Origin of the sequence: Nonomuraea sp. NPDC059023, from assembly GCF_042740095.1 — a bacterium.
Lineage (GTDB): Bacteria > Actinomycetota > Actinomycetes > Streptosporangiales > Streptosporangiaceae > Nonomuraea.
In genome coordinates, this window is sequence record NZ_JBHYIO010000018.1 from 154,178 (window position 1) to 167,645 (window position 13,468).

General features: G+C 71.1%; 12 protein-coding genes. 3 read left to right on the top strand and 9 right to left on the bottom strand.

The genetic code is table 11. The features are described 5' to 3' along the window. Window positions 1–4: 4 nt before the first annotated feature. Genes ACFWYW_RS29300 through ACFWYW_RS29325 form a run of 6 tightly spaced genes read right to left on the bottom strand, consistent with a single transcriptional unit; the run spans window position 5 to window position 7,278 of the window. On the bottom strand, window positions 5–1,834 hold the full coding sequence (locus tag ACFWYW_RS29300; protein WP_379616047.1) for a S9 family peptidase: 1,830 nt from the start codon (window positions 1,832–1,834) through the stop codon (window positions 5–7). After that, window positions 1,824–2,792 carry an ABC transporter ATP-binding protein gene (locus tag ACFWYW_RS29305; protein WP_379616049.1) on the bottom strand — a complete coding sequence of 323 codons (969 nt, stop codon included), beginning with the start codon at window positions 2,790–2,792 and terminating at the stop codon, window positions 1,824–1,826. Before ACFWYW_RS29305 ends, ACFWYW_RS29300 begins: the two co-directional genes overlap by 11 nt. Further along, entirely contained in the window at window positions 2,789–3,769 is a 981-nt protein-coding gene (locus ACFWYW_RS29310) for an ABC transporter ATP-binding protein (RefSeq protein ID WP_379616051.1), read from the bottom strand. Before ACFWYW_RS29310 ends, ACFWYW_RS29305 begins: the two co-directional genes overlap by 4 nt. Next, entirely contained in the window at window positions 3,766–4,623 is an 858-nt protein-coding gene (locus tag ACFWYW_RS29315; protein ID WP_379616053.1) for an ABC transporter permease, read from the bottom strand. The genes ACFWYW_RS29310 and ACFWYW_RS29315 overlap by 4 nt, the downstream gene beginning before the upstream one ends. After that, a complete protein-coding gene (locus tag ACFWYW_RS29320; RefSeq protein ID WP_379616055.1) occupies window positions 4,620–5,585 on the bottom strand; it encodes an ABC transporter permease in 966 nt (321 codons plus the stop codon). The genes ACFWYW_RS29315 and ACFWYW_RS29320 overlap by 4 nt, the downstream gene beginning before the upstream one ends. Before the next feature lie 7 nt (window positions 5,586–5,592). Continuing rightward, a complete protein-coding gene (locus tag ACFWYW_RS29325) occupies window positions 5,593–7,278 on the bottom strand; it encodes an ABC transporter substrate-binding protein (protein WP_379616057.1) in 1,686 nt (561 codons plus the stop codon). A 163-nt stretch (window positions 7,279–7,441) separates the two neighbouring features. On the opposite strand from ACFWYW_RS29325, the gene ACFWYW_RS29330 reads away from it, so the two are divergent. Beyond that, window positions 7,442–8,206 (top strand): TetR/AcrR family transcriptional regulator, encoded by a 765-nt coding sequence (locus tag ACFWYW_RS29330; RefSeq protein WP_379616059.1) that lies wholly within the window; start codon window positions 7,442–7,444, stop codon window positions 8,204–8,206. On the opposite strand, the gene ACFWYW_RS29335 is transcribed toward ACFWYW_RS29330, so the two are convergent. Both ACFWYW_RS29335 and ACFWYW_RS29340 read right to left on the bottom strand, forming a co-directional pair. After that, window positions 8,147–9,235, bottom strand: coding sequence for a M20 family metallopeptidase (locus tag ACFWYW_RS29335; RefSeq protein WP_379616061.1), 1,089 nt, complete (start codon window positions 9,233–9,235; stop codon window positions 8,147–8,149). The genes ACFWYW_RS29330 and ACFWYW_RS29335 overlap by 60 nt on opposite strands. A gap of 39 nt (window positions 9,236–9,274) precedes the next feature. Beyond that, a complete protein-coding gene (locus ACFWYW_RS29340; RefSeq protein ID WP_379616063.1) occupies window positions 9,275–9,919 on the bottom strand; it encodes a TetR/AcrR family transcriptional regulator in 645 nt (214 codons plus the stop codon). 90 nt (window positions 9,920–10,009) lie between these two features. Between ACFWYW_RS29340 and ACFWYW_RS29345 the strand changes: the two genes are divergently transcribed. After that, window positions 10,010–11,221, top strand: coding sequence for an FAD-dependent monooxygenase (locus tag ACFWYW_RS29345; RefSeq protein WP_379616065.1), 1,212 nt, complete (start codon window positions 10,010–10,012; stop codon window positions 11,219–11,221). On the opposite strand, the gene ACFWYW_RS29350 is transcribed toward ACFWYW_RS29345, so the two are convergent. Continuing rightward, window positions 11,194–12,246: a WD40 repeat domain-containing protein gene (locus ACFWYW_RS29350; RefSeq protein ID WP_379616067.1), complete on the bottom strand. Its 1,053-nt coding sequence runs from the start codon at window positions 12,244–12,246 to the stop codon at window positions 11,194–11,196. The genes ACFWYW_RS29345 and ACFWYW_RS29350 overlap by 28 nt on opposite strands. A 128-nt stretch (window positions 12,247–12,374) precedes the next feature. Between ACFWYW_RS29350 and ACFWYW_RS29355 the strand changes: the two genes are divergently transcribed. Then, entirely contained in the window at window positions 12,375–13,415 is a 1,041-nt protein-coding gene (locus ACFWYW_RS29355) for a serine hydrolase domain-containing protein (RefSeq protein ID WP_379616069.1), read from the top strand. The last annotated feature ends 53 nt before the right edge of the window (window positions 13,416–13,468 follow it).

Consider the following 13,468-nt stretch of genomic DNA (forward strand, 5'->3'; position numbering starts at 1 on the left):
CCCCTCAGGACCAGCGTTCCCCGCGCAAGGCCTTGCGGGCCAGCTCCATCTCCAGCTCGATCTTGCCCACCACGCCGTCGTTGCCGACGGGTCCGTGCCCGCCCTCGAAGAAGCGCAGCAGCACGTCCCCGCCGGCGGCGCGCAGCCGGCGGGCGTACTCCTCGGCCTGGCGGGCCGGGGTGCGGGTGTCGTGGCGCCCCTGGTTGATCAGCACCGGCGCCCGTACGTCCTCGACGTAGGTCATGGGGGAGCTCAGCCGGAAACGTTCCTCCGCCAGCTCGGGCCGCCCGCCCAGGAACCCGCGCCAGGCCGCCTGCAGGGCGGGGTGCATGTCCTCGTAGGCGAGCTTCCAGTCGGCCAGCGCGATGAACGCGAATCCGCCCGCGAACAGGCCGGGCAACCGGCCGAGTGAGAGCAGCGTCAGGAAGCCGCCGTAGGAGGAGCCGCGGATGAACACGGCAGACGGGTCGGCGATGCCCTCGTCGACCAGCCACCGCCAGGCCGCCTCGACGTCCTCCAGCTCGCGGTCGCCGACGGCTCCCCAGAACCCCTCGCGGAACGTCCTGCCGAACGTGACGGAACCCCGGTAGTTCAGCGACGCGTAGGCGAAGCCCTCGGCCAGCCACGCCTGCGCGGCGGGGTGGTATCCGCCCACGTCGGCGAGGTTCGGGCCGCCGTGCACCCGCAGGACCAGCGGCACCGGCCCGCTCGCGCCCGCCGGCGCCGCGACCCAGAGCTGCAGCGCGGTCCCGTCCTTGGAGGTGACGGTGACCGAACGCATCGGGATGCCCGGCACGACGTTCCGCGGGGCCATGACCACGCGCGGCTCGCTGTCGCCGCGCTCCAGGCGGAGCATCTCGAACGGCAGGTCGGCGCGCTGGCGCAGCAGCCGGATCTGACCGTCCGGTCCGTAGTGCGAGCTCCACTGGTTCGTCACCGCGCACGCCACCTCGGGGAAGAAGTAGGCGCCGTCGGGATGGGACACGCGCAGCAGCCGGCCCGCCTGGAGGTCGTACTCGTAGACGCGGTGCAGGCCGCCGTCGACGTGGACGAGCAGCAGCCGGGCGCCGTCGCCGGACCAGTCGAGCGGGACGAGTTCGCCCGCCAGCTCGGGCGCCTCGACGTCGGTCCGCTCACCGGTGAGGGGGTTCCACACGGCGGGCCGCGCGTACCCGGTGCGTTCGGTGCTCAGCAGCATCCGGGGGTCCCCGGCGACCGGCGAGAACCGGACTCCGCGCACGGGCGCGAGCGGCCCGTCGGAGACCGACGCCAGCACCGCGCCGTCGGCGGCGTCGAGCACCGTGACGGCGAAGCGGCGGATGCCGGGGTTGTGGTCCGTGGTGTCGATGCTCGCCAGCGTTCCGTCGGCGGAGACCAGGCTGTTCCAGGCCTCGTTCCTGCTGCGATACAGCCGGTGGGGGCCTGAGCCGGTCAGGTGGTAGAGCGTGAATCCCTCGTCGGTGACCGTCGCGATGACGACCGCCGAGCCGTCGCGCGCGACGTCGATGCCGCGCAGCGTGTAAGGAGGCAGCCCGGGGGTGAGGTCCACGGGTTCGCCGTCGACCGGGCAGGACCACAGATGGCCGACCTCGCCGCCGTCCTCGTCGCGCAGCACCAGGATGGCGCGCCCGTCCGCGGCGGGCACCGGGTTCGCGACGTGCGGCGGCAGATCCGGCACCCGCAGGGTCTCGCCGGTGGCCGGATTCCAGAGGGACACCTCGGCGTCGCTGAGTCCGGCCGCGTAGATCATTTCGAGGTTGAGGTCGCCGGGACAGGGACGGATGTCCTGGATGATCGGAGTGTCGAAGCGGTCGCGCCAGGCGTCAGAGGACATGGATCAACTCCGGTTTGTGACAGGCGACGCCGTGGCCCCGCGCGTCGGTGACGAGCGGGGGGACCTCGGCGGCGCAGATCGAGCTCGCCTTCGGGCAGAGGGTCCGGAAGCGGCAGCCCGACGGGGGGTCGGTCGGGCTCGGGACGTCGCCGGTCAGGATGATCCGGCGGCGGGCGCGCTCGGCCCGCGGGTCGGGGATCGGCACCGCCGACAGCAGCGCCTGGGTGTAGGGGTGGCGGGGACGCTGGTAGAGCTCGTCCGGCGGTCCTTGCTCGACGATCCGGCCGAGATACATGACGGCCACCTCGTCGCTGGCGTGCCGTACCACCGACAGGTCGTGCGCGATGAGGAGATACGTCAGCCCGAGCTGGTCCTGGAGGTCCTCCAGGAGGTTGATGACGCCGGCCTGGATGCTGACGTCCAGCGCGCTGACCGGCTCGTCCAGCACGATCACGTCGGGCTCGACGGCGAGCGCGCGGGCGATGCCGACGCGCTGGCGCTGCCCTCCGGAGAACTCGTGCGGGAACCGTCCGGCGTGCAGGGGGTCGAGTCCGACGAGCTCCAGCAGTTCGGGGACGCGCCCGGTGTCCAGGCCGTGGGTTTCGAGGGCCTCGGTGAGGATCGCCCGGACGGTCATGCGGGGGTTGAGCGAGGCGTACGGATCCTGGAAGACCATCTGGATACGCCGCCGTGCCCGGCGCAACCGGTCGGACGGCAGCGCCGTGAAGTCGGTGCCGTCGAGAAGCACCTGGCCCGAGGTCGGTTCGACGAGCCGTACCAGGCACGCGGCCAGCGTGGACTTCCCGCAGCCGCTCTCCCCGACGAGCCCGAGCGTCTTGCCACGCTCGATCCGCAGCGACACCCCGGAGACCGCCCGCACGGTGCCGGACCGGCGGCGGAACGCCCCGTCGCGCACGGGATAGGTCTTGACCAGGTCCGTGACCTCCAGCGCCGTCATCGCGGCCGCACCTCCTCCAGCTCCGCCGCGCGCAGGCAGGACGCCGTATGGCCGTCGCCGATCCGGACCGGCGACGGGACGGTCGTGTCGCACAGACCGGCGCGCGCGTGCTCGCAGCGCGGATGGAACGGGCAGCCCGGCGCCCGCGAGGGCTGGCCGGGGATCTGGTAGAGCCGTTCGCCGTGCCGGGCGTCGAGCCGGGGGAGCGAGGCCAGCAGACCCCTGGTGTAGGGGTGTGCGGGCGTGTAGAAGATCGGTTCGACGGCGGCCTCCTCGGCCTTGGTGCCCGCGTACATCACCAGCACCCGGTCGGCGACCCCGGCCACCACGCCCAGGTCGTGGGTGATCAGCATGAGCGCGGTCGCCGTGCGTCGCTGGATCCGCCTGATCACGTCGAGGATCTGCGCCTGCACGGTCACGTCGAGGGCGGTCGTCGGCTCGTCGGCGATGAGCAGGTCCGGTTCGTTGGCGATGCTCATCGCGATCATGACGCGCTGCCGCATGCCGCCGGACAGCTCGTGCGGGTACTGGCTCGCGCGCCTGGCCGGCGAGGGGATGCCGACCAGGTCGAGCAGCTCGACGACCCGCTCGCGCAGCGCGGCGCGGGTGAGCGAGGCGTCGTGCACGCTGATGGCCTCGGCGATCTGCGCGCCGACGGTGTGCACCGGCGTGAGCGCGGTCAGCGCGTCCTGGAAGATCATCGCGATGCGGCTGCCCCGCAGGGCGCGCAGGTCGGACTCGGAGCGGCCCAGGAGCTCCTCGCCGCGGAACCGGATCGACCCCGTGACCAGGGCGCGGCCGGGCAGGATCCCGAGCACCGCCATCGACGTGACGCTCTTGCCCGAGCCCGACTCGCCGACGATGGCGAGCGTCTCGCCGGGCGCGACGGAGAACGACAGCCCGGTGACGGCCGCGACCGTGCCGGCGTCCGTGGGGAGCTGGACGGTGAGGTCGTCGACCTCCAGCAGGGCGTTCACGGGCGTGCTCCCTTCGGGTCGAAGGCGTCTCTGAGGCCGTCGCCGAGGAAGTTGATGGCCAGCGCCGTCAGGAGGATGAACAGGCCGGGGAAGTACAGCAGGTAGACCTTGCCGGTGCCGATCAGCCCGGACGCCTGGCTCAGCAGGTTGCCCCAGCTGGATTCCGGAGGCTGCACGCCGTACCCGAGGAAGGAGAGCGTCGATTCGACGATCACCGCGCTCGCGGCGCCGAGAGAGGTGCTGACGGCGATGACACCGGTGAGGTTGGGCAGGATATGTCGCACGATGATGCGCCACCTGGTCACGCCCAGCACGGTGGCCGCGGCGACGTACTCCTTCTCCCGCAGTGACAGCACCTGGCCGCGGACGATCCTGGCCACGGTGGTCCAGCCGATCGCCGCCAGCACCGGGACGATCACGACGGGGGAACGGCCGGCGCCCTGGAGCACGACCGCCAGGACCACGATCGCGGGCAGGACGATGAACAGGTCCGTGATCCGCATGATGATCTCGTCCGCCCAGCCGCCGAAGAACCCCGCCGCGGCCCCCAGCGCGGTGCCCACCACGGTGGCGAGCACGGCGACGCACAGGCCGATAGCGAGCGAGATCCGCCCCGCGTACAGGAGTTCGGTGAGGTAGTCGCGGCCCAGCTCGTCGGTGCCGAACCAGTGCGCCGCCGACGGCGGCACGGGCCCGAGCATCAGGTTCTGGGCGCCGCGCTCGTAGGGGGCGATCAGGTCCGCGCCGAAGCAGCCGAGCAGCAGGAGGAGGAGCACCGCGAGCCCCGCGACGGCCAGACGGTGGCGCAGGAACCGCCGGCGCGCGAGTTGCCACGGGGTGCGTTCCGCTGTCATCGGAGCCTCACTCTCGGGTCGAGTACGGCGTAGGCGAGGTCGGCCAGCAGGTTGAACACGATCACGACCACCGCGACCACGAGCGTCCACGGCACGAGGACGAACACGTCGCCCGCGAGCAGGGAGTCGAGGAACAACCGGCCCATGCCCTGGATGGCGAAGATCTGCTCGGTGACCACGAGCCCGCCGAACAGCAGGCCGGCGTCCACGGCGGTGACGCTGACGAAGGGGCCGAGCGAGGTGCGAAGGGCGTGCCGCGTGACGATCCGGCGTTTCGGCACTCCCTTGGCCCGCGCGGTCCGCACGTACTCGCTGGTGAGGGCGTCGAGCATGGTGGCCCGGGTGAATCTGCTCCAGCTCGCCACCAGGCCCACGGTCAGCGTCAGCACGGGCAGGACGAGATGGCGCGCGTAGTCGAGCGGGCCGCCGCCGTCGGGGGAGTGCAGGCCCACGAAGTAGAGCGGGGGATCGGTCAGGCCGAGCAGTTCCTGCGGCCAGGCCGCGAGGATCTGGATGAGGATCAGCCCGAGCCAGAACGGCGGCATCGCGACCCCGAGGTAGGACAGCCCGGTGAAGGCCAGGTCGCCGGCGGAGTACTGCCGCACCGCCGAGTAGACGCCGACGGCCAGCGCGACCACCGCGGCGACGAGGACACCCCAGACGATCAGCTGCAGGGTGGTCCCGAGGGCGGGCAGGATCAGGCCGTGGACCGGGCCCGCCGTACGCGAGCTGACTCCCCAGTCGCCGGTGACGAACCGCGTGAGCCAGTGCCAGTACTGCACGGGGATCGACTGGTCGAGGCCGAGGCGCTCGGCGGCGCGGGCGAGCGCGCCGGGGTCACGCCCGCCGCGCAGTTTGGCCAGCGGGTCGAAGGCGATCCTGACCGCCCAGAAGAGCAGGAAGGAGGCGATGAGGACGACGGGTACCGAGTAGAGCAGCCGCCGTGCGAGGTAGGCGAACATCGGCGTCTCAGCTCGCCAGGCCCCATTGGGCGAGGTTCCAGAACGGACCGCGCGCGGGGTCGATGGCCAGCGGGCCGCCGATCTTGTTGTTCCACAGCAGGATGTTGGGGATCACGTCGAGCGGCAGGAGGGCGGCGGAGTCGGCGAGAAGCTTGTCCGCCTGGTGGGAGATCTCGACGCGCTCGGCCTCGTCGAGCGATGACGCGGCCGTGTCGAGCACCTTGTCGAGACCGGGCAGGTCGATGCGTGACATGTTGAGCCCGGAGCGGCCGTTGTCCTCGGTGGGGATCGCGCTTGAGGAGAAGGACGCGGCGAGCGATGGCTGGGGGAAGGTGTCGACGAGGGTCCACAGGCCCATCTGGAAGTCGCCCTTGGGGAGCTTGCTCGCGAACAGGTCCGTGGCCGAGGTGTTGTCGATCTTCACCTCGAAGCCGGCGGCGCGCAGTTGCTCCTGAAGGATCTGCTCGGTCAGCTCGCGGCGCTTGTTGCCGGTCATCGTGCTGACGGAGAACGCCGCCCGGGTTCCCGCCTTGGCCCAGATGCCGTCGGATCCCTTGGCCCACCCGTCGCCCCGCATCAGGGAGTCGACCTTGGCGAGGTCGGGGGTGTACTGGGCGAAGTCGGTGCCGCCGTAGCGGCCGACGAGCGGGGTGTGCGCGCTCTGGGCGGGTTCGGTGACGCCGAGCGCGCCGTACAGGCGGGTGACGACGGCCTTGCGGTCGATCGCGTGCGAGACGGCCTTGCGGAACGTCACGGAGTCGAAGGGCGCCTTGGCGTTGTTGAACCAGATCGCCTCAAGGTTGCCCGACTCGGGATCGACGATCGAGCTGGCGTTGGGCAGCCCGCTCTTGATCTGGTCGATCGAATCGAGCTGGGGCGTGGGGTAGAGCGCGTCGAGCTGGCCGGTCTTGAACGCCTGGAACGCCGCGGCGGTGTCGGCCGTGAACTGGAAGGTGACCTTGTCGAGCTTGGGTTTGTCGCCCCAGTAGTTCGGGTTCGGCACGAGGACGACCGAGACGCCCTTCGTCCAGGACTCGATCTTCCACGGGCCGCCGCTCCAGGTGTAGCCGTCCTTCATCAGGGCGCTGCGGTCCTTGCCCTTGAGCAGGTGGCTGGGGAGCAGGCCGCCGCCGTCGCTGAACAGGCCCTTCCAGCTCGCGTACGGAGCGTCGAACGTGACGACCGCCGTCTTGGGGTCAGGAGTGTCGATCTTGGTGATGTGGCTGTATCCGGTCCGGTTCAGGACGTCCTTGCCGTCGCGGATCGCCAGCGCCGTATAGGCGAAGTCCTCCGAGGTGATCGGCTCGCCGTCCGACCAGACGGCCGCCGGGTTGATCCGGTAGGTGACCTTCTGCGGCGGCCCGGCGGTGACCTCGGGTTCCGACGCCATGACGTTCGTGGCCGCGAGCCCCCACGTGCCGTCGATCTTCCTGGGCTCGAACACCCGGGGAATCGTCGGGATGTCCATGATGAACGTGCCCCAGATCGAGGTGGCGCAGCTCGCGATCCAGTCGGTGCAGTCCGGTTCCTGCTCGGCGCCGATGACGATGCTTCCCCCCTGACGCACCGGCGCGGCCGTGGCGGGGCGGGCGTCGGACTTCAGGGCCGTGCCGGTGCCTCCGCTCGTGCACGAGGCCGCGAGGAGGGCGAGGGCGGCGAGCCCAATTGCTCCGAGTCTGAACCTGGTGCTCATGCTCTGACCTTTCTGGGGGTGATGAGAGGGAGAGTATGGGCAAGTCAGAACCCAGGCAAGGGTATTAGGCATGTTTCTAGTCATTCGCATTGACTATGCTTTAGCCCGTCACTGCGATCAGGTGGTGCGAAAATGCGTGCATCGGCAGACGAGGGAGGCTTTGGTGGCATCAACGCGCCAGTCGAAGGAGAAGGGTTCCAAGGGGGAGGCGCGGCCACGCCGCGCGCGTGACAGCCTCAACCGGGAGGTGATCCTCGCGGCCGCCGAGAAGATCGCGCTGCGCGACGGCCTGGACGCGCTGACCTTCCAGGAGCTCGGAGCCGAGCTCGAGGCCCACCCGACCTCGCTGTATCGCCATTTCAAGGACAAGGACGAACTGCTCCTCGAACTGGTCGACGGCCTCAGGGCCCGCTCCTACGGCGGCACGGTCACGCCCACCGACGACTGGCGGGCCGACCTGCGCGACATCGCCCAGCGGGTACGCGAGCACTACCTCCGCTACGCGCCGTTCGCCCAGCAGATGGTCATGCGCACCACGCGGCGGCCCACGGAGTTCTCCAGCGTCGACTTCACCCTGGACGCCGTACGGCGGGCCGGAGTCGCCGACGAGGAGGTGGCGGTGGTGCAGCGCGCGTTCGGCAGCTTCGTCCGTTCCGTGGCGAGCCTGGAGGCGGCCGTCCACGCGCTCGACCCGGAGGTGCGGCGCAGGGACGAGCTCGCCTGGCAGGTGGAGTACCGGCAACTGGACGCCGGCAAGTACCCCGCCATCGCCCATCATGCCGACCGGCTCCCGAGCCTCGGCGGCCCGTCCGCCTTCGACGTCGGCCTGGAGATGATGCTCGACGCGATCGAGGTACGCGCCGAACGGTCACGGGCGCGTCAGCGTGTCGATCAGGGCGGCGACGAGCCGGGCCCGGCCGGCGAGTGAGTCCAGGTCGACCCACTCGTGCTCGGCGTGGGCGCCGTCCCCCAGCGGGCCGAGCCCGTCGAGCGTGGGGATGCCCAGCGCGCCGGTGAAGTTGGCGTCGGACGCGCCTCCGACCGCGACCTCTCCGGGATCGGGCAGTCCGAGGTGGGCCGCGGCCTTGCGGGCCGCCGCGTACAGTTCCCGGGAGCTCGCCGGCTCCAGCGGCGGACGGTTGATCTCGCCGTCGACCCGGATCACCGCTCCCGGGACGGCGGGGGCGAGCGCGCGCAGGCGCTCGTCGACGCGTGCCAGCTCCGCCAGTTCCCACGCGCGGACGTCCACGCGCAGGTGCGCCCGCGCGGGCACGGTGTTCGTGGCGGTGCCCGCGCGCGCGACCGTCGGGGTGACCGTCGTGCCGCGCTCGGGGTCGGCCAGCTCCGACACCGCCACCACCTGCGCGGCGAGTTCGAGCAGCGCGTTGACCCCGCGTTCGGGCTCCAGCCCCGCGTGGGCCGCTCTGCCGGTGATCTCCACGCTGTAGAACGCCCCGCCCTTGCGCGCCGTCTTGAGCGCTCCCGCCTGACTGGGTTCCAGCACGAGTACGGCGTCGCGGGCCCCGGCCATCTCCTCGACCAGCGCCCGCGAGGTCGGCGAGCCGATCTCCTCGTCACCGGTGACCAGGATGCCCACCGGCCCGGGATCGCGGCACCCGGCAAGCGCGGCGAACGCCGTCACGAGCCCGGCTTTCATGTCGAAGACCCCCGGCCCGTACGCGCGACCGCCCTCTGCGCGGAACGGGCGGCGGCCGGTGGTGCCGAGCGGCCACACCGTGTCGGCGTGGCCGAGCAGCAGGACTCCACCCTCCGCGGGCGGGCGCCACAGCAGGTGCGGGGTGCCGTTCACCGTGACGATCTCCGCCGGCCTGCCGAGCAGCGGCTCTCCCCAGGAGCGCATCAGGGCGTAGCAGTCCTCCAGCCCCTCCGCGTGACCGGAGGGAGACTCGACGGTCACCAGGGCGGACAGGCGCTCGAACAGCACGGCGGAATCCATGGCCGGAACTGTAGTCATGCGCATTGACTATCTCAAGGGCTAAGCGTTTGACCTGTCCCTTGTGGTGAGGATGCCGGCGGTGATGAAGGTGATGAGGCGCTCGCGGTCGGCGGAGGCGGTCCGGCCGGTGCGGGGGCTGAGGCGGTGCGGCCAGTCGAGTGCCGTGAAGGCGCCGGACTGGTGGAGGCTGAGCAGGCCCAGCATGCTGGTGTAGGCGAACCGGACGGCGTCGTCGTCGAGGCCGGGCAGGGCGTGGCCGAGCGCGGTGAGGTAACGGCCCTCCACGGGGTCGACCTGGTCGGCGAAGAGTTGGCGGACGGCGGGGTCGGGCTCGGTGACCAGGCGGCCGATGAAGCGGGCCACGGCGGGCCCGTTGTCGCCGTGGCTTTCCAGAAGCTCGGTTCCCGGCTCGACGAACGCGCGGACCAGATCGGCGACCGAGGGGGGCTCGGGGGCGGATTCGAGGGCGTCCAGCCGGTGGCGGCGTTCGTCGTTGACCGGGTGCATGGTCTGGTCGATGACGGCGCGGAGCAGGCCGTCCTTGGAGCCGAAGTGGTAGTTGACCGCGGCGATGTTGGTGCGGGCCTCCTCGGTCAGCGTTCGCAGGGACGTCGCCTCCACCCCGTGGTCGCCGAACAGCCGGATGGCGGTCTCGATCAACCGTTCCCGCGTGGGTGTGGCCACCGTACCTCCTGCTCCAGGGTGTCGCGGCCATGCTATAGCATGCGTTTCAATCGATCGTTTCAAGCGATCGTTTGAAATGGAGGATCTTGGATGAGCGGGAACACGGCGATCGTCGTCGGCGCCGGAATCGGCGGGCTGACCACCGCTTACGCCCTGCAATCGAGCGGCTGGCAGGTGACGGTGTACGAGCGGGCGCCCGCCATCGCGCCGGTCGGCGCGGGCGTGGGCATCGCCCCCAACGCGGTCAAGGCCCTCGACCACCTCGGCCTCGGGGCGGCCCTGCGCGAGCGCGGTCAGCGCCAGGAGGCCCTGGAGATCCGCCTGGAGAAGGGCGCCCGCGTCGGGCACATCCCGGCGGAAGGCGTCGAACGCCGTTACGGCGCCCCGTTCTACGCCCTGCACCGGGCCGAACTGCATCGCCTCCTCCTGGCCGGGCTCCAACCCGGCACGCTGCGCGTGGGCCGCCGTGCCGAGAAGGTCACCACAGACGCCGGGCAGGCCACGGTCGTGCTGCGCGCACTCGACGGCGTCGTGGCGGAATCGGCCGACCTGGTCGTGGCGGCCGACGGGGTCAACAGCGCACTGCGCGCACAACTGTTTCCCGGCTATCCGGGGCCGGCCTTCGCCGGATACACCGTCTGGCGCGGCTTCGCGCCCGCGCGATCACTGAACGTGCCGCGCGTGCTGTCGGAGACCTGGGGCAGCGGCGGCGCCCGGTTCGGCCACGCCGCCGTCAACGACGGGCAGATCTACTGGTTCGCCGCCGAAACCATCGCCGAACACGCGCGGCCCGCCCACGACCTCGCGCGGCTCGCCGCCCGATTCCGGAACTGGCACGAGCCCATCCCCGCCATGCTCGCCGCCAGCCCTCCCGAGACGCTGCTCCGGCACGACGTCTACTACCTGCGCGAACGTCTGCCCAGCTTCGTCCACGGCCGGGTGGTCCTGCTCGGCGACGCGGCCCACGCGGTCACCCCGGACATCGGCCAGGGCGCGTGCCTGGCCGTGGAGGACGCCGTGACGCTCGCCGCCGCGATCGGCGAGCGGGGCATCGACGGCGGGCTCCGTGCCTACGACAGGCTCCGGCGGCCCCGTACGGAAAGCATGGCCCGCCTGTCCGGCCGGCTCGGGCACATCCTCCAGACCGCCAGCCCCACCGCGGCGCTGCTGCGCAACACCATCACCGCCGCCCTGCCCACCCCGCTGCTCATGAAGGCCGTCGGCGGCGCCCTGGCCTGGAACCCGCCCTACGGCACCGCCACCACCGGCGGCCGTCACATCCGCGGTCCGGTGAGCGACTGACCCGTCGTGACGTCGAACACCGCGTGCACCGCCCGTCCGCCGTGGTCGGCGGCGGCCAGGAGTCCGTCGCGCAGTCCCAGGATGATCGGCCACGACTCTGCCCTGAGGTCGAACGGGGTCCCCAGTGGCCTGCCTGTGGCCAGGTTGACGACGACCGCCATCCCGTCGCGCTCGATCACGGCGACGGGCGCGCATCCGACCATGCCGGTGGCCAGCGCGCCCAGCCTTCCCGGGTCGCCGCGGACCTTGCCCAGAGCCAGGTTGGCCGTCCTGGTGCCGGTGGTCAGGTCGATGACCCAGAGCGCCTTGTGGCCCAGTGCCAGCGCGACCGGCCTGCCGTACAGGCGGGTCACTTCGAGGTCGAGCAGGCGGCCGGGCAGGCGGAGGGGCGGGTGGGCGATCCGGCCGGTGCGGTGCCAGAAGCGCAGGGTGCCCCGCTTTCCTCCGTCTCCCGCGGCGATGATCAGATCATCGGAGAGTGCGACGTGGCTCACGTAGCGGGAGAAGCCGCTCAGCGGCGGGCCGCGTTCCCTGCGGGTTCGTAGGTCCCAGACCTTGACGACCGGGGCGAACGTGCCGCCGCCGGTGACCACGGTGCTCGCGTCGGCCGTGATCGCGCGCACGCCGGTGTCCGGCGCGACGGGTTCGCCGACGGGCTGCCCGGTCGCGGGGTCGGCCACCTGCCAGCCGCCCTGGTCGCGGATCGTGACGGCCAGCGTTCCGGCGGGGACGAGCCTGGTCAGCCGGTCGGCGGGCGAGCCGTGCACGCGCGAGATTTCGCGCCCGGTGTCGAGGTCGAAGGAGCGCAGGGCGTTGTCCGCACCGCCGGTGACCACCAGGTTCCCTTCGGCGGCCAGCGCGCGCACGTGCCCCGGTACGTCGATGGCGGCACGCCGGGCGCCGCTGACCGGGTCCCACGCGGTGATCCGGCTGCGGTCCTCGTGACCGTCGAGGTCGAGGTCCTCGCCGGCGCCCGGCTGCTCCTCGAGCCTGAGCAGCACCGGAGTGCCGCGGTGGACGGCCATGGCGCTGGAGCAGCCCCTGACGGCCTCGACGCACTGTTCTCCCTCTTTACACAGAGGTAACACCCGGTCCGGTGGTATCTCCTTCCACCACAGCCGGACCCGAGTCCGGCGCGTAGAAGGAGGGTCTCTTGACCGGCTACCAGCCAATGACAAACCACCCGTCCCGGCGTTCGACGCTGGGGCTGCTCGGCGCGGTTCCGCTGGCTGCGAGCATCGGGCTGGGAGCCGCAGAACCCGCCCAAGCCGCCTTGCGGCCCCAGAAGGCCATACGGCCGGGCGGGGCGTTCGACACCTTTATCAAGGAGCTGGCTGACAAGGACCAGTTCTCGGGGACGGTGTTGGTGGCCCATCATGGTCGTCCCGTCCTGTCGCGCGCGTACGGCATGGCCGACAAGGAAAGAAAGATCCGCAACGTCAAGGACACCGTCTACGCCCTGGCGTCGGCGTCCAAGCCGTTCACCGGCCTGGCGATCGTACAGCTTGCCCAGCAGGGAAAGATCAAATTTTACGAGAAGCTCAGCACCTACCTGGACGGCTTCCCCAAAGACGTCGGCGACGTCACGGTGCACCAAATGCTCACCCATACCGGCGGCATGAGCGATCCAACCAACAGTGACGTCGACAAGAGGATCTTCAACAGCGTCGAGGAACGGCTGGCCGAACTCGCGAAGCAGACGCGGGAGCAGAGGCTGAGATTCGTCCCCGGCACGAAAAAGGAGTACGCCAGCACGGGCTATGAGGTGCTCGGCGAGATCGTGGCCAAGGTCTCCGGCATGCCGTTCCACGAGTATGTGCGCAAGCACATCTTCCTGCCCGCGGGCATGAAACGTTCGGCGTACTACACCACACCGCAGTGGTTGAAGGATGAGCGCATCGCGCACCCGTACATGCTGCAGGAGGACGGCTCGCGCATCGACGGTGTCCGGCATCTGGACAAGGGCGGCACACTCGGGGTGGCGGGGACCAACTCGGCACGGGGGTTCATCGGATCCGGTGGAGGTAATGGCTTCGCCTCGGCTCCTGATCTGGTCCGCTTCGCCCTGGCGTTGCAGAACCACAAGCTGCTCAACCGCGCCTACACCGAGTTGTATTGGAGCCCGAAGGTCTCCAGCGCGCCGATGGGCCCATGGTGGTCGGCGGCGCAGGATGTGGCGGATCTGTTCGTGTGAGCAGCCGGCGGCGGTGGCGATCCGGCGTAGTGGCAGCCCGTCGGCGCGGGCGG

Coding starts and splice junctions, on each gene's coding strand:
- ACFWYW_RS29300 (WP_379616047.1), bottom strand. CDS start 1,834: ATGTCCTCTGACGCCTGGCGCGACCGCTTCGACACTCCGATCATCCAG.
- ACFWYW_RS29305 (WP_379616049.1), bottom strand. CDS start 2,792: ATGACGGCGCTGGAGGTCACGGACCTGGTCAAGACCTATCCCGTGCGC.
- ACFWYW_RS29315 (WP_379616053.1), bottom strand. CDS start 4,623: ATGACAGCGGAACGCACCCCGTGGCAACTCGCGCGCCGGCGGTTCCTG.
- ACFWYW_RS29320 (WP_379616055.1), bottom strand. CDS start 5,585: ATGTTCGCCTACCTCGCACGGCGGCTGCTCTACTCGGTACCCGTCGTC.
- ACFWYW_RS29325 (WP_379616057.1), bottom strand. CDS start 7,278: ATGAGCACCAGGTTCAGACTCGGAGCAATTGGGCTCGCCGCCCTCGCC.
- ACFWYW_RS29335 (WP_379616061.1), bottom strand. CDS start 9,235: ATGGATTCCGCCGTGCTGTTCGAGCGCCTGTCCGCCCTGGTGACCGTC.
- ACFWYW_RS29345 (WP_379616065.1), top strand. CDS start 10,010: ATGAGCGGGAACACGGCGATCGTCGTCGGCGCCGGAATCGGCGGGCTG.
- ACFWYW_RS29350 (WP_379616067.1), bottom strand. CDS start 12,246: ATGGCCGTCCACCGCGGCACTCCGGTGCTGCTCAGGCTCGAGGAGCAG.